The 17,075-nt window shown below is 58.5% G+C and carries 16 protein-coding genes; 13 read left to right on the plus strand and 3 right to left on the minus strand.

What is annotated here, in order from left to right:
* Positions 1 to 10: 10 nt before the first annotated feature.
* Together ABD847_RS00575 and ABD847_RS00580 are read left to right on the plus strand one after the other, a co-directional pair.
* Positions 11 to 1,834, plus strand: a complete 1,824-nt coding sequence (locus tag ABD847_RS00575; RefSeq protein WP_345009004.1) for an AsmA family protein — start codon at positions 11 to 13, stop codon at positions 1,832 to 1,834.
* Positions 1,835 to 2,014: 180 nt separating this feature from the next.
* On the plus strand, positions 2,015 to 4,027 hold the full coding sequence (locus ABD847_RS00580; protein ID WP_345009006.1) for a HAMP domain-containing methyl-accepting chemotaxis protein: 2,013 nt from the start codon (positions 2,015 to 2,017) through the stop codon (positions 4,025 to 4,027).
* A gap of 47 nt (positions 4,028 to 4,074) precedes the next feature.
* Here ABD847_RS00580 and ABD847_RS00585 read toward each other — a convergent pair whose 3' ends face one another.
* Positions 4,075 to 4,590, minus strand: coding sequence for an aminoacyl-tRNA deacylase (locus ABD847_RS00585; protein ID WP_345009008.1), 516 nt, complete (start codon positions 4,588 to 4,590; stop codon positions 4,075 to 4,077).
* A 208-nt stretch (positions 4,591 to 4,798) separates the two neighbouring features.
* Between ABD847_RS00585 and tmaR the strand changes: the two genes are divergently transcribed.
* Entirely contained in the window at positions 4,799 to 5,116 is a 318-nt protein-coding gene (gene tmaR / locus ABD847_RS00590; RefSeq protein ID WP_345009010.1) for a PTS system regulator TmaR, read from the plus strand.
* A gap of 95 nt (positions 5,117 to 5,211) precedes the next feature.
* Here the strand turns inward: tmaR and rne are convergent, their stop codons facing one another.
* The gene (gene rne, locus ABD847_RS00595; RefSeq protein WP_345009012.1) at positions 5,212 to 8,193 is read right to left on the minus strand and encodes a ribonuclease E; all 2,982 of its coding nucleotides are present in this window, start codon (positions 8,191 to 8,193) and stop codon (positions 5,212 to 5,214) included.
* A 418-nt stretch (positions 8,194 to 8,611) separates the two neighbouring features.
* On the opposite strand from rne, the gene rluC reads away from it, so the two are divergent.
* Together rluC and ABD847_RS00605 are read left to right on the plus strand one after the other, a co-directional pair.
* Positions 8,612 to 9,562 carry a 23S rRNA pseudouridine(955/2504/2580) synthase RluC gene (gene rluC, locus ABD847_RS00600; protein WP_345009014.1) on the plus strand — a complete coding sequence of 317 codons (951 nt, stop codon included), beginning with the start codon at positions 8,612 to 8,614 and terminating at the stop codon, positions 9,560 to 9,562.
* Positions 9,559 to 10,203, plus strand: coding sequence for an HAD-IA family hydrolase (locus ABD847_RS00605; protein ID WP_345009016.1), 645 nt, complete (start codon positions 9,559 to 9,561; stop codon positions 10,201 to 10,203). The genes rluC and ABD847_RS00605 overlap by 4 nt, the downstream gene beginning before the upstream one ends.
* Here the strand turns inward: ABD847_RS00605 and ABD847_RS00610 are convergent, their stop codons facing one another.
* The gene (locus ABD847_RS00610) at positions 10,204 to 10,812 is read right to left on the minus strand and encodes a Maf family protein (RefSeq protein WP_345009018.1); all 609 of its coding nucleotides are present in this window, start codon (positions 10,810 to 10,812) and stop codon (positions 10,204 to 10,206) included.
* Between the two features lie 124 nt (positions 10,813 to 10,936).
* Here ABD847_RS00610 and yceD point away from each other — a divergent pair, with 124 nt between their 5' ends.
* From yceD to fabF, 8 genes are all read left to right on the plus strand, one after another.
* Complete coding sequence (yceD, locus tag ABD847_RS00615; RefSeq protein WP_345009020.1) at positions 10,937 to 11,458, plus strand: 23S rRNA accumulation protein YceD; 522 nt, start codon at positions 10,937 to 10,939, stop codon at positions 11,456 to 11,458.
* Positions 11,459 to 11,477: 19 nt separating this feature from the next.
* Entirely contained in the window at positions 11,478 to 11,645 is a 168-nt protein-coding gene (rpmF, locus tag ABD847_RS00620) for a 50S ribosomal protein L32 (RefSeq protein ID WP_345009022.1), read from the plus strand.
* Between the two features lie 22 nt (positions 11,646 to 11,667).
* Positions 11,668 to 12,687: a phosphate acyltransferase PlsX gene (gene plsX / locus ABD847_RS00625; RefSeq protein ID WP_345009024.1), complete on the plus strand. Its 1,020-nt coding sequence runs from the start codon at positions 11,668 to 11,670 to the stop codon at positions 12,685 to 12,687.
* Between the two features lie 10 nt (positions 12,688 to 12,697).
* Positions 12,698 to 13,657, plus strand: coding sequence for a beta-ketoacyl-ACP synthase III (locus tag ABD847_RS00630; protein ID WP_345009026.1), 960 nt, complete (start codon positions 12,698 to 12,700; stop codon positions 13,655 to 13,657).
* A gap of 17 nt (positions 13,658 to 13,674) precedes the next feature.
* Positions 13,675 to 14,610 carry an ACP S-malonyltransferase gene (fabD, locus tag ABD847_RS00635; protein ID WP_345009028.1) on the plus strand — a complete coding sequence of 312 codons (936 nt, stop codon included), beginning with the start codon at positions 13,675 to 13,677 and terminating at the stop codon, positions 14,608 to 14,610.
* Positions 14,611 to 14,621: 11 nt separating this feature from the next.
* Complete coding sequence (gene fabG / locus ABD847_RS00640; RefSeq protein ID WP_345009030.1) at positions 14,622 to 15,356, plus strand: 3-oxoacyl-ACP reductase FabG; 735 nt, start codon at positions 14,622 to 14,624, stop codon at positions 15,354 to 15,356.
* Between the two features lie 156 nt (positions 15,357 to 15,512).
* The gene (gene acpP / locus ABD847_RS00645; RefSeq protein WP_345009032.1) at positions 15,513 to 15,749 is read left to right on the plus strand and encodes an acyl carrier protein; all 237 of its coding nucleotides are present in this window, start codon (positions 15,513 to 15,515) and stop codon (positions 15,747 to 15,749) included.
* 81 nt (positions 15,750 to 15,830) lie between these two features.
* Positions 15,831 to 17,072: a beta-ketoacyl-ACP synthase II gene (fabF, locus tag ABD847_RS00650; protein WP_345009034.1), complete on the plus strand. Its 1,242-nt coding sequence runs from the start codon at positions 15,831 to 15,833 to the stop codon at positions 17,070 to 17,072.
* The last annotated feature ends 3 nt before the right edge of the window (positions 17,073 to 17,075 follow it).

The raw sequence follows: 17,075 nt of genomic DNA on the forward strand, positions 1-17,075 counted from the left end.
GGAGGTCACCATGAAAACGCTCTTCTATCTGCTGCTGATTGTGCTGCTATTGATAGGGGGGGCTGTGGTGACCACCGTCTGGCTGATCAACCCCGAACAGTTCAAACCCCTGATCATCGAGCAGGTCAAGGCCCGCACCGGCCGGGATCTGCTGATGCAGGGCCCCATCCGTTTCACTCTCTTCCCGCGCTTAGGCCTCGCCCTAGAAAAGGTGGCGCTGACCAATCCTGACGGTTTTCCTGCCGGCAACACTGTGGCCTTTAGCGAGGCCAGCGTGGATTTGGCGCTGCTGCCCTTGCTGGAGCACAAGGTGGCGGCCGGTCGGCTCAAGGTGTCTGGCGCCCGCCTGAGCTTTATCACCCTGGCCGATGGCCGCACCAACCTGGATGGTTTGCTGGGGGCCACCGAGCCGGCGGCCGTGCCGGAGAAAGGGGCCCAACCCACCACCGAGGGGGATTCCGCCTACCAGTTCTCCTTGGCCAGGATCGATTTTACCGATGGGGCACTGAGCATTGATGATCACCTCACCGGTAAGCAATGGCGTCTCAAGGATGTCACCCTGCAAGCCGATGCCCTGGCGCTGGGGCGGCCCATCCCTGTCAGCGTGGGGGGCGAGGTACAGGCTAAGCAAGGTACGGTTCGTCTGGAGAGCCAGGCCACACTCACCTTATCGCCAGATCTGATCCTGCTGGATAAATGGCAGGCCAAGGTCGCCGTCACAGGGGATGGCATATCGCCTCTGTTGCAGCAGATGAGCCTGGCGGGCCAATTACGCTACCAGCCGGCGGACAAGCTGCTGGCATGGGACTCCCTTGAGCTGACCGCTGGCCCCTGGCGTTGCCAGGGCGAGTTGAGCCTGCGACAGCAGGCGATCCCTGTGGTGAGGTTTGCGTTGCGCAGCCCCGCCTTTGATACCGCCTGGCTGGCGGGCAAGGGTGACGCCGACGTAACGTCAAGTGCTCAGGGCAAGGCCGCCACTGAGGTGCCTGTACAAGAGCCGGATCTGAGTGGGCTGCAGGGGCTTGATCTGGCCGGTACCCTGCGGCTGGATAGCCTGCAACTGGGCAACCTGCCCTTCATGCAGGTAGAACTGGCGCTGAACTTACAAAACGGCATCCTGGACTGGCAACAGCTTAGTGCCAGCCTATTCGACGGTAAGGTGTCGGCTCCTGGCCGGCTGGATAGCCGGCAGACGCCCGCACGCCTGAGCCTGCAACCCAAGGTGCAGGGCATTGCCATGGCCAAGTTAAGCAAGGCCTTGCTAGGCAAGGCGCCGCTTTCCGGGCAAGGGCAGCTGGAGGGGCGCTTGACGGGCGAAGGGCTGACGCCGGCGGCCTTGCGGCGCTCACTGTCCGGCAATCTGGCCCTGCAGGTGACTCAGGGTGCGGTTCGGGGCGTGGATCTACCCGCCTTGCTGCGCCAGGCGAAGGCGGGGGTCAAGGGGCTCTTGGGTGGCAGTCAGGATCAAGGTGAAACCGCGTTTTCCTCACTCGGTGCGCAGGCGTTGCTCACCCGGGGGGATGTGAAGGTAGAGAACATCAAGATGGTTTCCAGCCTGCTGCAGGTGGCTGGGGCAGGGCGCACGCATCTGGTCAACGAAAGTCTGGATTTCAAACTGGATGCTACCGTCATCGGAGATCTACCTGGACTGGGAGATTTGAAGATGGTGACGGTGCCACTGCGCATCACTGGTAGCTGGGAGCAGCCAAAATATTCAGTGGAGCTGGGGCGACTGTTGGAGTCGCGGGCTAAGGCACTGCTGGAGCAGTCGTTGTTACCCGCCGGTAGCCGACCCAAACTCGGCAACCCCCTCAAGGGGTTGTTGGGTAATTAATCTAGCTGTGAGCGCTGCCGCATATGCTAGCGATGCCTAGTTGGTCGCAGGTGCGCGGCATGCACCCTTAGATAACAATGAGCCACAAAGAAATATTTCAACTATAACAACAAGCAAAATAAGCAAAGAAACAACAATAACAACCCTATTTTCTGATACGGCGAAAGTGAGGAAGACAAGATGAATTTAACCGTCAAGGTAGTGGTGGCCTTTGCCATCTTGTGCGGCCTGATGGCATTTGGTGGGGGTATCTCCTGGTTCAATATGAATCGGATCGATAGCGCGTTTTCTTTTGTGGTCAAGGACATGAAGGGCCTGGATGAACAGGCCGGTCAACTTGGCAGCGGTCTGTTGCGCCTGAACAAGCTGACCGCCGACATGGTCTTTGCTACGGACCAGGCGAGCCTGGAGCGTCACCGCCAGGCATTTGACAGCCAGGTTGAGGGGCTCAATGCCAATCTGGCTCAGTTGCAGTCGAGCGTGAACCAATTGCAGGATGCCCAGGCTCTGACCAGCCAGTTGGCTCCGCTACAACAGCAGATAACCGGACTGTTGGCACTGAGTCAGCCCATCTATGCCAGTCGCAGCCAGATCTTGGCCGAAGGCGCGCGCATCGGCACCGTCAAGGATGAGCTGTTAAACAAGCTGGCCTTTGCCAAGATTGGCGCCGACAAGTTGTTCAAGCCCTATGCCGCAGAAGACCCCTATATCGGCGGCCTGGGCAATCAATTCATCGAGTGGCTCGGCACCCTGGAATACATGGTGAATGCCATCTTCAGCGCCCAGCGGGTCACAGACATGCAGCCCATAGAGAAAAAGGCCAAGGCCATGGGGCAGATGCTGCTGGATGGCTATGGCATGCTGCAGCGTGAGGTGCCCGCCATCGCCGATAACAGCGATATCCAGGCCGGCCTGGCGGCCCTGAAGCAGAACGTGAACAGCGACCAGGGGGCCATAGGGCGTTTTATTGGACTCAGCCAGCAGAGGGAACAGCTGGAGCAACAGGTACAGCAGATCGCCCAGGCCATCGATGAGGCGCTGGTTAGTCAGGCGGCGCTGCAATCTGCGGCCAATGGCCTGAGCCAACAGGCCTTCGTCTCAGCCAAGTCAACCCTCAATACCACCTCGTTGAGTGTCATCATCAGCGTGCTGGTGAGTTTGTTGTTTGCTGGCATTGTGGGCTGGCGACTCTCCGCTGCCATCAAGGGGCCCATGGCCGTGATTCAGCGGGTGCTGGATAAGATGGCCAAGGGGGATTTTTCCAACCGGGTGGATGGACGGTTTACCGGTGAGTTTGCCATCCTGCAACGGGACATCAATGCGGTGGTGCTGGCCTTCAACCAGGCCCTCAAGGTGGTGAGAGAAGGGGCCGAACAGACCCGTCTGACCGCCGAGCGTAACCGCCAGTTTGCCGACAGCCTGGCGGCCCAGGTGCAGGTTCAATCTGGCACCATGACGACGTTGGCGGCCACGGTCACCGAGATGGAGCACGCCATTGAGGACGTCAACAACAATACCGAGTCCAGCTTGGCAATGGTGTTGTCCGTGGACGATCAGATCCAGGAGGGGCGTCATCTGGTGCAGGAAAACACCCAGCGGGTGGAGAAGCTGTATGAGAACTTGCGGCACAGTGAGCAAACCATCGAAGAGGTAAATGGTCAGAGTGAACGTATCGGCGGCATCTTGGAGGTGATTGAGTCTATCTCCGAGCAAACCAACCTGCTGGCGCTGAACGCGGCGATTGAAGCGGCTCGGGCCGGTGAGCATGGCCGCGGCTTTGCCGTGGTGGCGGACGAGGTGCGTAATCTGGCGAGCCGTACCGGTGAGAGCACCAAAGAAATTCATGCCATGATCAGCAACTTGCGCAGTAAGTCCACCAGTGCCGTGTCCAGCATGCAATCCAGCCTGAGTTTGATGGGGGATAGTCAGACCATGATGGAGCAGGTGAATGATGCCATGGGGGTCATAGCACAGCACATGCAGCAGGTGCGGGATGCTTCCGAGCTGATTGCCCATGCGACCCGCGAGCAGACCCAGGCCAGCCGGGAAATCAGCCGCAGCATCAATGAGATGTCCGATGTGGTGGAGCAGAGCAGTCGCACCATGAGCGACATGGCGGCTCAGACCCAGATACTCGACGAGCTGTGCCTGGCCCAGGACAAGACGGTAGGCCAGTTCAGGCTGGCAGAATAAGTGCCAGCATGAGTCAAACGCCAGGGCTGCTACCCTGGCGTTTTTTCTTAGTGGGGTAGCGGACCTTGCCTGGGATGTTCGTGCCGTTGAAATCGGCTGGGCATAAATCCCTGCTGCAAGATGCAAGGTGTGGTCAGGCGCAGGAAGTCCTCGCAATCCAACTCCATCACCTCGCGCAGGGTGCCGGCATTGAAGCTGATCCTGGGGTAGTGCATCAGCTCGGCATCCAGGTATACCGGCAGGCCGAACAGCTGACCCAGGGGTGGCTCAGCCCCCACATCACAGTCGGCAAACAGGGCGCCGAATTCGTACTCTCTGGCCAGCTCCAGACGTTGACAGTTCAGCGCCTGGGGCAGTTTTGCAAAATCCACCCCACGGGTTGCCGGCATCACCAGCATCACTAGCTGACCATCGGCTCTGACTATCACGGTTTTGGCAAAGGCATCGCCAGGCACATGGGCGCGCTGAGCGATTTCCATGGCGGTAAAGGCCACAGGATGGGAAGTGAGGCGATAGGGCACGTGTGCCGCTTTCAGGTAGCGCTCAAGTAACGGAATGGCCATGGTACACCTCCTAAGATAGTGGAACTCACGGGCTGCCTATTAATTATGCGTTACCGCCGTCAGCTGCGCTGTTACTGTTGTAATGCAGCCATACTGAGGTTAGGGTTATGCCACAGGTAGCGGGTTGGTTAGCCCTGTGTCCTGTTTCATTCTGGTAGGCCGACCCTACAATTGCCCATCCAAGAAAACGTTAACAAGTGGTGTCATTATGGAAACTGTTACCAAGTCATATGCCGATGTGTTGGAGTATGTGCGGATGTCCCGGCGCAAAAACAAGCTCAAACGCGAAATCACCGATATTGAGAAGAAGATCCGTGACAACCAGAAGCGGGTACTGTTGCTGGAGAACCTCTCCGACTACATCAAACCTGGCATGTCAGTTGATGAGATCCAGGCCATCATCGCGAGCATGAAGAGCGATTACGACGAGCGGGTGGATGAATACATCATCAAGAATGCCGAACTCTCCAAGGAGCGTCGCGATCTGACCCAGAAGCTGGCCGCCATGAGTAAGGATAAAAGTTAAGATCCGCCAGAATGACTGTTGAGCCCACGGCATAAATCAGCAGTACCCATAAAAAAAGCCACCAGAAGGTGGCTCTTTTATTACCTGTCCATCCATTACGGATTGGCAGGCTCATGCTTGGCTTGGCTGCGCATGCCGCTTACCCCGGCAGGGCGACCGGAGTGCAGAACCGGCTTGCGTTCATAGGGTGGGTAATCCACCACAGGGCGTGCCGGTTGAGCGGGTGCCTCGGCAGGTTGAGCCATCTGGCAGGTCACCATCTGCATGCGAGAGACGACACCCGCGGACTGACCCTCAGTGGCAAGCTTTGCCGGCTGAGGTTGGACGTCTGCTTCAGGTGCAGTCATGACAGTGTCTTGATGTACGGCAATGGGCGCGTCCACCTGAGCCAAGGGCGCATCTTCTGCGGGAACCGGCGCTTGAGCCTCAATCACCGGCTCTTCTACCAGTACCACATCATCCACCACTACGGCATCTGGTTTACGGCGGCGGGAGCGGCGCTCTTGTCCGGCCTCATCCTGACTGTCAGTGATCTGCTCGGCTTGGGCTGCGACCACCTCGGTGTGGGCTTCTTCGCTCTCGGGGGCAGGGGCCGGCTCCTGGACTTGGGTGGAGGTCTCCTCGGTTGCCTGTTGGCGACGTTGGCGCGACTCTTCGTTGATCCGCTTACGGCGCTGTGGGCGCTTGGCCGGTTCAGCCGCTTCGTCCGTAACGCTGGGCGTCTCGGCATCAACTGAGTCAGCTGTCATGTCGTCCTTAGCCTCGACGGTATCAAGCGTTGCGGCGGGACGGACTGCCTCTTCCTCGTCGTCGATCATGATCATCGGCGGCAGATTGGTCGGCATCACAGGCACCAGCGCTTCCACCATGGGCGGTTGCGGCTCGCTGAGCGCAGCCGGTTCTACCGCCTGGTCTGCCACCGGCTGCTCAACGGCATCGGTGGCAACACGCACCTTGCGGCGTTGACTGCGACGTTGACGCCGCTCGGCCACCTTCTCTTCTTTGGGCGCACGGGCCTGCTGCTCGGGCTGCACCGCATCCAGTTGCTCGCTGGGCTCAGCGGCTACCGGCGGATTACGCGGCTTACGCTCCGGACGTGCACTGCCTTCGGCATTGGCTTCCTTAGGCTGACGAGGGCGACGCTCACCACGAGCCGGCCGTTCTGTCTTGTCGCCAGCCGCTTCATTGCGTGGCCGGCGATTAGCCGGACGGCTGTCGGTCTTGGCCTGGGTCTCTTCCTCTTCGGATTTGTCCGCCTGCGGGCGAGCACGGCGGTTATCGCCGTTGGCAGGCCGCCTACGCTCACCTTCCCGACGACGCTGGCGGGCTTCCGGTTTGGCGCGAGTGTCGGGCTTGTCCTGTGCCTGAGTAGGTTCTGCGGCCGGCTTGAACAGCGCCATGATGGCGGCGAACAGCTTGCTGAACAGACCCGGCTCCTGGGGCAGGGCAACAGGCGCGGCGGTAGGTGCGGGGGCCGGGGTGGTCGGAGCGGCGACAATCTGCACGGCAGGTTGTTCGCTGCGGATCACCTTGCTGGTATCCCGTGGTGTATAGACGTCCTTGGGCAGTTCGCTCTTCAGCTCGTAGCTGACGGCTTCTGTGACTTCGCTGTTGCGGACGCGGGACACTTCAAAGTGCGGGGTTTCCATCCCCTGATGGGGGATGATGAAGATCCGCACCTGATGGCGCTCTTCCAGCCGCTGGATGGCCGGTCGCTTCTCGTTGAGCAGGTAGGCGGCGACATCCACCGGCACCTGGGCATGCACCTGTTCGGTGTTGTCCTTGAGAGCCTCTTCTTCCAGCAGGCGCAGGATGGCCAGTGCCAGGGATTCGTTATCCCGGATGGTCCCCTGACCCATGCAGCGTGGGCAGACATGGGTACTGGACTCATTCAGCGAGGGGCGCAGGCGCTGACGTGACAGCTCCAGCAGGCCGAAACGGGAGATCCGTCCCAATTGAATGCGAGCGCGATCCTGACGAACGGCATCCCGCAGGCGGTTTTCCACTTCACGCTGGTGACGCACCGGGGTCATGTCGATGAAGTCGATGACAATCAAGCCACCCAGATCTCGCAGGCGCAATTGGCGTGCTATCTCATCGGCAGCTTCCAGGTTGGTCTGCAGGGCCGTTTCCTCGATGTCACCGCCCTTGGTGGCGCGTGCCGAGTTGATGTCGATGGAGGTCAGGGCCTCGGTGGGATCGATGACGATGGAGCCACCGGAGGGCAAACGCACCTCACGCTGGAAGGCTGACTCGATTTGGCTCTCGATCTGGTAGTGGGTAAACAGCGGAATTTCGCCGTTGTACGGCTTCACCCGGTTGACGAAATCCGGACGTACCAGTTCGATATGTTGCTTGGCCTTCTCAAAGACCACAGGGTTGTCGATCAGGATCTCGCCGATGTCGCGGCGCAGATAGTCGCGGATGGCGCGAACAATTACGTTGCTTTCCTGGTGGATCAGGAAGGGGGCCGCCTGATCCTCAGCCGCTTGCTTGATGGTTTCCCAATGCTTGAGCAGCACATTCAGATCCCAGGCCAGCTCTTCAGGCGACTTGCCCACCCCGGCGGTACGCACGATCAGGCCCATGCCTTCAGGCACTTCCAGGCCGTTAAGGGCTTCCTTGAGTTCGGTACGCTCATCCCCTTCGATGCGGCGGGAAATACCACCGGCGCGGGGATTGTTGGGCATCAACACCAGGTAGCTGCCGGCCAGACTGATGAAGGTGGTGAGGGCGGCACCCTTGTTACCACGTTCTTCCTTGTCGATCTGGACGATGACTTCCTGACCTTCCTTGATCACTTCCTTGATATTGGGGCGACCGTGGAGGCTGTAGTTGGCGGGGAAATATTCGCGAGCAATCTCTTTGAGCGGCAGGAAACCGTGACGTTCGGCGCCGTAGTCAACGAAGGCTGCCTCCAGACTCGGTTCGACCCGGGTGATTTTCCCTTTGTAGATGTTGGCTTTTTTCTGTTCGTGTCCAGGACTTTCAATGTCCAGGTCGTAAATGCGTTGCCCGTCTACCAGGGCAACGCGCAACTCTTCTTCTTGAGTTGCGTTGATTAGCATTCTTTTCATGGGTGTCTCGATAAAAATGAAGCCTCAAGCTTCGCCGTTGTGCTGCTGGACGGCTGCCGCGCACCGGCCCCGAGTCAATAGCATGGGTTGGCAACCTCCCGGTTGGATCATGCGTGGGGCGCGCTAAGGATGCGGACGGCGACCTGCAGGCTCTGCAGCCCGTAACGGAAGGCGCAGACGCCGATATCCAGCTTCTTTTGGTGACTTTTCCTCGGCTTCCGACCGCAATATTGGGCTCAGTGCGTCGCATGGTCTGTTGCTAGTGACGGCGAAGAGCCCGTTTTTTCTATCGGATCTGGCTCAAAACAAGCCAGTTGGCCTAAAAAAATCAGCGCATTATTTCATTTTCCCTCAATCTATAGCAAGGCGGCTTTTTCGCTTTGCGACAAGGATGCACTTCTGGGGTAGAATCCGCGCCATGAATACAGCAAACAACCGGGTGCAGCTCCTCACCATAGAGGCTGAGCAAGAGGGGCAACGCATCGACAATTTTCTTAAGACTCAGCTTAAGGGCGTCCCGAAAAGTCTCATTTATCGCATTTTGCGTAAGGGTGAGGTGCGGGTTAACAAAAAACGGATAAAACCTGAGTACAAACTCTGTACCGGTGATGAGGTGCGGGTGCCGCCCCTGCGGCTGGCAGAAGAGAATGCCTTGCCCTCGGCCAAGCTCAGCAGCATTCAGGCCCTGGAGAGCCAGATCCTGCTGGAGGACGAAGGCCTGATCGTGTTGAACAAGCCGGCGGGCATGGCGGTGCATGGCGGCAGCGGGCTGAGCTTTGGCGTGATTGAAGGGCTGCGCGCCCTGCGCCCCGAGGCACGCTTCATGGAGCTGGTGCACCGGCTGGATCGCGACACCTCAGGTTGTTTGCTGATCGCCAAGAAGCGCAGCGTGCTCAAGCATTTGCATGAGCAGTTGCGGGTCAAGACCATGCGTAAGCAGTATCTGGCGCTGGTGCGCGGTCAATGGCAGCCTCACGTCAAGGTCATCACGGCCCCCTTATTGAAAAACGTGTTGCAGTCCGGCGAGCGCATCGTGCGGGTTAATGCCGAGGGCAAGCCCTCGGAGACGCGCTTTCGGATCATGCGCAGCTTTGCCGATGCCACCCTGATCGAAGCCAGCCCGGTGACCGGGCGCACTCACCAGATCCGGGTGCATACCGCCCATGCAGGCCATCCCATCGCCTGCGATGATAAATATGGCGAGGCGGCGTTTGATCAGCGCATGCGTGCGGCAGGTTTGCAGCGCTTGTTCTTGCATGCCAGCCGCCTCACCTTCGAGCACCCGGTGACCGGTGAGCAGGTGAGCGTGGAGGCGCCACTGGATCCGCATCTGCAGGCCTTGCTTGATCAGTTGGATCGCCAGGCATGAGACGCTTTGAGCTGGTGATCTTCGACTGGGATGGCACCCTGATGGACTCGGTAGGGCGGATTGTATCCAGCATGCAGTCGGCGGCTATCCAGGTTGGCAGAGCTGTACCGGAAGCAGACGCGGTGCGCAACATAGTCGGACTTAGTCTGCAGGAGGCGTTGCCGCGTCTGTTTGGCCCACTGGATGAGCTCGGCTATCAGCAGCTGCTGCAAGCCTATCGGCAGCAGTATGTCCATGATGATCCCACACCGACACCCCTGTTTACCGGGGTGGCTTCGACCCTGCATCAATTAGCGGAGCGTGGACATCTGCTGGCGGTGGCCACCGGCAAGGCCAGGGCCGGGCTGGACCGTGTGCTGGCAGAGACGGGCTTCAGCCAACTGTTCCATGCCAGCCGTGGTGCCGATGAGGCACGCTCCAAACCGGATCCCATGATGCTGGAGCAGCTGTTGGCGCAGTTGAATGTGCCGCTGGAGCAGGCTGTCATGGTGGGGGACTCCTGCTATGACATGGAGATGGCCGCCAATCTGGGCATGGCCCGCATTGGCGTGGATTGGGGGGTGCATGCTGCGCCGATCCTCAAGCGCTTTACCCCCTTGGCGGTGATTTCCAGCATGGATGAACTGTTGGCGCTGGTGTGATCACGCCTCGGACTGCTGATCGACGGCCAGCGGCAGCACCAGACCCCAGTTGGCCAGCATGTCGATCAGCGCCATGAGGGGCAGGCCGATCAGCGTGTTGGGGTCCCGGCCTGACAGCCTCTCGAACAGACAGATACCCAGCCCCTCGCTCTTGAAGCTGCCGGCACAGTCATAGGGTTGCTCCAACTGCAGATAATGCTGGATCTGGCTGGGGGTCAACCGGCGGAAATGGACATCAAAGGGTTCCATGAGCAGCTGCTGTCGCCCGCTGGCGCTGTCCTGCAGACACAGGCCGGTATAGAAGGTCACCACCTGGCCACTGGCCTGCGCCAGCTGGTGATAGGCCTGCTCCGGGCCGCCGGGCTTGCCGACGATTTGGCCGTTCAGCACACACACCTGATCTGAGCCAATCACCCAGCCCTGATCGTGCTGTTGGGCGACCGCGCAGGCTTTCTCTCGCGCCAGGCGCTGCACCAGGGTGGCGGCGTCCTCATTGGCAAAGGGGGTTTCGTCGATCTCTGGCGCCTGACATTGGAAGATCAGGCCGGTTTTCGCCAGCAGCTGACGTCGGTATAGCGAGGTGGAGGCGAGTATGATGGGCGGCTGCATATAGAGTTTCCAAATCACTGTTTTTTAGGATGTTAGGCCAGTGGGGCGTTAAGTTCATGGTTTTTTGTAAAATACGGGTTTTTCCTTTGACTCTGTAGTGGAGTGTCTATATGATGCGCGCCTTATGCAAAAGGTGAAGTTGCCCATTAAGATTGATCCGGTCCGTTGCGCGGCCAAACGTCTCGACTACGTCGGGGTTGTTGAAGCCGATAAGCTGATCAGGCTGGGTGAATCGACCGTCGGTGTTCTCACCGATATCGAGGCCTCGTTGTCGTTTGGTATTGATGCCCAAGGTTTGACCATCATGCAGGGTAATGCCCATACCCTGGTCAAGCTTGAATGCCAGCGCTGCAACGAGACATTCGATTATCGGTGTGAGATCGAATTTGTTTATACTCCGCTGTTGAAAAATACGGTGGTGGATGAACTGCCGGAGGCTTACGAGTCCATCGAGCTAGATGAAAACGGCGAGTTCGACCTGTATGAAGTGCTTGAGGATGAATTCATTCTCGCCCTGCCCATAGTACCCATGCATCCGCTGGATGTGTGTCCTCAGGCAGGCAGAAGCATGACATGGGGGAAGATCGAGCCTGCTGATGAGCGTCCCAATCCGTTTGCAGTTCTCAATGGTTTGAAAAACAAGTAATTGATTAGGAGTAAGGTCGATGGCCGTACAACAGAACCGTAAAACTCGTGCCAGACGTGGTATGCGTCGTTCTCACGATGCCCTGACTGCCTCTGCGCTGACCGTGGATCAGACTTCCGGTGAAGTTCACCGTCGTCACCATGTGACCGCTGACGGTTTCTATCGTGGCAAGAAGGTAATTGCTTAATTTCGATTAAGCAGTAACCATTTTGTCTACGCTGACGATTGCGTTAGATGTGATGGGGGGCGATCATGGCCCCTCAGTTACAGTGCCTGCCTCCGCGCAGGCACTGTCGCTTTACCCTCAATTACACCTGCTGTTGGTTGGCGATGAACGTCAACTTGCTCCACATTTGCAGCAGTCCCAGCTTCAGCATCATCCCCGTGTTCGCCTGATCCAGGCCAGTCAATCCGTTAGCATGGACGACAAGCCAGCCTATGCCTTGCGTCATTTGCCTGACTCATCCATGCGCATTGCATTGGAACTCTTGCAAGCGGGAGAGGCACAAGCCTGTGTCAGTGCCGGCAACACCGGGGCCTTGATGGGCATGGCGCGCCATGTGCTCAAGCGGGTGCACGGTGTAGAACGACCCGCCTTAACCACCAGTATCCCCACCGTCGCCGGCGGTAAGTCTGTGTTGCTGGATCTTGGCGCCAATGTCAACTGCACCCCGGAGCACTTACATCAGTTCGCGCTGATGGGCAGCGTGGTGGCCGAATACGTCCATGGCATCCCGCGTCCCCGGGTTGCGCTGCTCAACATTGGGGTTGAGCAGAATAAGGGCAATGATGAGGTGCGCGAAGCTGCCGCACGTTTGGCGGTAGATAGTCGCCTGAATTACACAGGCTTTATCGAGGGGGATGCGCTGTTTGCCGGTCAGGCGGACGTCATCGTCTGCGATGGCTTTGTTGGGAATATTGCCCTGAAAACGGCCGAGGGCATGGTGCGGTTGCTCAGTCAGTCTGGCGCTCAGACCCGTAGCCCTTACGCCAATTGGTTACAATGGTTGCTGCGACGTTATATGCGGCGCCGTCTGTCACACCTGAACCCCGACCAGTATAATGGCGCAAGTCTGCTAGGATTGCGGGGCATTGTGATCAAGAGCCATGGTCGGGCTGAAATTTGCGCATTTTTCAATGCCATCGAACAAGCGATAGCCGAAGTGGACCGGTGTTTGCCCGTCCAGATCGCGCAGCGATTTGAATCTCACACTATTACAGGCGCCTAGTCGAATTCCTATGTTTACAAAAATTCTTGGAACGGGCAGTTATGTTCCCGAAACGGTACGGACCAATGCCGATCTTGAGCAGATGGTGGAAACCAGTGATGACTGGATCGTTGAGCGGACGGGTATTCGCGAGCGGCGCATCGCAGCGCCGGACGAAAATGTCGCTACCATGGCTAAACAGGCGGCATTGTGCGCCCTAGAGGCGGCGGGTCTTCAGCCTTCGGCGCTGGATATGATCATCCTGGCCACCACCAGTTCAGACAACGCCTTCCCTTCTGCCGCCTGCGAACTACAGGGCATGCTGGATTGTCCCGGCATCCCGGCCTTTGATCTGGCTGCGGCCTGTGCAGGCTTCAGCTATGCCCTGAGTGTGGCGGATCAGTTTGTTAAGACGGGGGCGGCCCGTCATATCCTGGTGGTGGGGGCCGATGTGCTGGCCCGCACCTGCGATCCGACCGACCGAGGGACCATCATCATCTTTGGTGATGGTGCCGGGGCCGTCGTGGTGGGCCCATCTGCCGAGCCGGGCATTTTGTCTACCCATCTGCATGCCGATGGTCGCTACGGCGAGCTGCTTAAGCTGCCCCAGGCCCAGCGCGGTATGCCTGAGGCTAGCGGCGATGCTTACATGTACATGAAGGGCAATGACGTCTTCAAGGTGGCGGTAACTCGCTTAAGTGAGATTGTCACCGAAACCCTGGAAGCCAATGGCATCGAGAAATCCGAGCTGGACTGGTTGGTGCCGCATCAAGCAAACCTCAGAATTATCAGCGCGACGGCCCGCAAGCTGGGTATGTCCATGGATCAGGTGATCCTGACGCTGGCTCAGCATGGCAATACCTCTGCCGCTTCCGTCCCCATCGCCCTGGATGTGGGGGTGCGTGATGGTCGTATCCAGCGCGGTCAGCTGCTGCTGCTGGAGGCGTTTGGTGGTGGCTTTACCTGGGGCTCTGCACTCGTCCGCTATTAATAAGAAGGAAACATAAGATGACTAAGTTTGCTATTGCCTTCCCCGGCCAGGGGTCCCAGAGCGTAGGCATGCTCGCCGAATTGGTAGAGCAACATGCGGTGGTGAGCGAGACCTTCGCCGAGGCCAGCGAGGTGCTGGGCTACGATCTGCTTAACTTGGTGCTCAATGGGCCGGCAGACGATCTCAATAAGACCTGGCGTACCCAACCGGCTCTGCTGACAGCATCTGTGGCCCTGTGGCGCCTGTGGCAGCAACAAGGTGGTGCGCAACCTGCCGTGCTGGCCGGTCACAGTCTGGGAGAATATTCGGCGCTGGTTTGTGCCGGCGCCCTGGCGTTTGCCGATGCCGTCAAGCTGGTCGAACTGCGTGGCCATGCCATGCAGGCAGCCGTTCCGGAAGGGGTAGGGGCCATGGCGGCCATCATTGGCCTGGACAATGACGTGATCGCAGCCAATTGCGAATTGGCGGCCCAGGGCCAGGTGGTCTCACCCGTGAACTACAACTCACCGGGGCAGGTGGTGATCGCCGGCCATAAGGAAGCGGTGGAGCGTGCCAACGTGCTGATGAAAGAGTCGGGTGCCAAGCGTGCCTTACCCTTGCCGGTGAGCGTGCCGTCCCACTGTGCCTTGATGCAACCGGCAGCCGATAAGCTGGCCGAAGCACTGGCGACTATCGAGATCAAGGCACCGCAGATCCCGGTGATCAACAATGTGGACGTGGCCCAAGAAACGGATCCGGCCCGCATCCGTGATGCGCTGGTACGTCAGCTGTTTAGCCCGGTACGCTGGACCGAAGTGGTTGAATCCATGGCCAATGCCGGTGTGACCTACGAAATCGAGATGGGCCCGGGCAAGGTGCTGACCGGGCTGGTCAAGCGCATCGACAAGCGGGTTGAGGGCGCTGCCATCAATGATCAGGCGTCCCTGCAGGCGTGTCTGGATATGTTCAAGTAACAGGAGCGATCATGAGCTTTGAAGGAAAAGTAGTATTGGTGACTGGTGCCAGTCGTGGTATCGGTCGCGCCATTGCTGAGGCCTTCGTGGCCCGTGGTGCCACCGTGGTTGGTACTGCCACCAGCGAGTCTGGTGCTCAGGCCATCGGTGCCTATCTGGGGCAATCCGGCTGCGGCATGGTTCTGAATGTCACATCAAGCGACTCTGTGGAGCAGCTTTATCAGGCCATCAAGGACAAGTTCGGTGAGGTGGATGTCCTGGTGAACAACGCCGGCATCACTCGCGACAACCTGCTGATGCGCATGAAGGACGAGGAGTGGCAGGACATCATCGACACTAACCTGACCTCCTTGTACCGCCTGACCAAGCCGGTGCTGCGTAGCATGATGAAGAAACGTCACGGACGGATCGTCAGCATTGGTTCTGTGGTGGGCACCATGGGCAATGCGGGTCAGACCAACTATGCCGCCGCCAAGGCCGGCCTGATTGGCTTTACCAAGTCGCTGGCCCGCGAAGTGGCATCACGTGGCATCACGGTCAATGCCGTGGCGCCCGGCTTCATTGAAACCGACATGACTCAGGCACTGACCGAGGAGCAACGTGCCGGCATTCTGAGTCAGGTACCGGCCAATCGGCTGGGTGATCCCAAGGAAATTGCTGCCGCCGTGCTGTTCTTGGCATCGGAGGATGCGGGCTATATCAATGGCGAAACCCTGCATGTAAATGGCGGCATGTACATGGTGTGATCAAGGGGTTATTTGGAGTAAATCATGCTGGGAATTTGGGCGATATAGCTCTAAATTCCTGGTTTGACCACATCCATTGATCTTGCAATGTACGACTAATTGAATACACTACAGCAACGACACGCAATCGCGTATTTCTAAAGGAAAATTCAGGTCATGAGCAATATCGAAGAACGCGTAAAGAAAATCATCATCGAGCAGCTGGGCGTTAAGGAAGAAGACGTTAAGTCCGAAGCCTCTTTTGTCGATGATCTGGGCGCTGACTCTCTGGATACCGTTGAGCTGGTCATGGCTCTGGAAGAAGAATTCGATACTGAGATCCCTGACGAAGAAGCCGAAAAGATCACCACTGTTCAGGCTGCTATCGATTACATCACCTCCAATCAGGACTAATCCCCTGTAAACAGGAGCGGCCTTACGGCCGCTCCTGTTTTCTTATCTCCTTTTTTTTGTTTTCCTCGCGGAGGCTTTCCTGTGTCAAAACGCAGAGTTGTGGTGACCGGTCTGGGTATGCTTTCTCCGGTCGGTAACAGTGCTGAACTCTCCTGGCAGGCTCTGCTCAAGGGCCAGAGTGGCATCACCAACATCGAGCACTTTGATACCACTGACTTCCCAACCAAGTTTGCGGGTCTGGTTAAAGATTTTGATCCTGAGGCATTCGGCATCAGCAAGAAAGATGCGCGCAAGATGGATCTGTTCATCCAATACGGCGTCGCCGCCGGTATTCAGGCCTTGGAAGATTCCGGCCTGACCATTACCGATGAGAACGCTCATCGCTGTGGCGTGTCCATCGGTTCCGGGATCGGCGGTCTGGGGCTCATCGAGCAGAACCATACCAGCCTGATGGCCGGTGGTCCGCGCAAGCTCAGTCCCTTCTTCGTACCGTCCACCATCATCAACATGGCATCCGGTCATCTGTCCATCATGAAGGGATTGCGTGGCCCCAACATTGCCATCACCACCGCCTGTACCTCGGGTACACATGCCATCGGTTTTGCCGCCCGCATGATCGCCTATGGTGATGCGGATGTCATGGTGGCCGGTGGTACCGAGAAGGCCTCCACGCCCATGGGCATGGGGGGCTTTGCCGCCGCCAAGGCGCTGTCTACCCGTAATGATGCCCCGCAGCAGGCCAGCCGTCCGTGGGACAAGGATCGTGATGGCTTCGTGCTGGGGGATGGTGCCGGTGTCGTGGTGCTGGAGTCTTACGAGCATGCCGTGGCCCGTGGCGCCAAGATTTACGCCGAGCTGGTTGGCTTTGGCATGAGTGGTGACGCCAATCACATGACGGCGCCACCAGAAGATGGTTCAGGTGCCGCCCAGGCCATGGTCAATGCGTTGCGCGATGCCCAGCTGGATGCCAGTTCCATTGGCTACATCAATGCCCATGGCACCTCCACGCCCCTCGGCGATCTGGCCGAACTGCGTGCCGTGAAAGCCACCTTTGGTGAGCACGCTCAGCAGTTGATGGTCAGCTCCACCAAGTCCATGACGGGTCACCTGCTGGGTGCTGCTGGGGCCATTGAGGCTATCATTACCGTGCTGGCCCTTCGGGATCAGGTGGCTCCGCCCACCATCAACCTCGACAATCCCGATGAGGAGTGCGATCTGGACCTGGTGGCCAATGTCGCCAAGCCTGCCAGTTTCGAGTACGCTCTGTCCAACTCGTTTGGCTTTGGTGGTACCAACGGCTCCTTGATCTTCAAGCGCGCCTGATCT

Origin of the sequence: Pseudaeromonas paramecii (assembly GCF_039540575.1) — a bacterium.
GTDB classification, from domain to species: domain Bacteria; phylum Pseudomonadota; class Gammaproteobacteria; order Enterobacterales; family Aeromonadaceae; genus Pseudaeromonas; species Pseudaeromonas paramecii.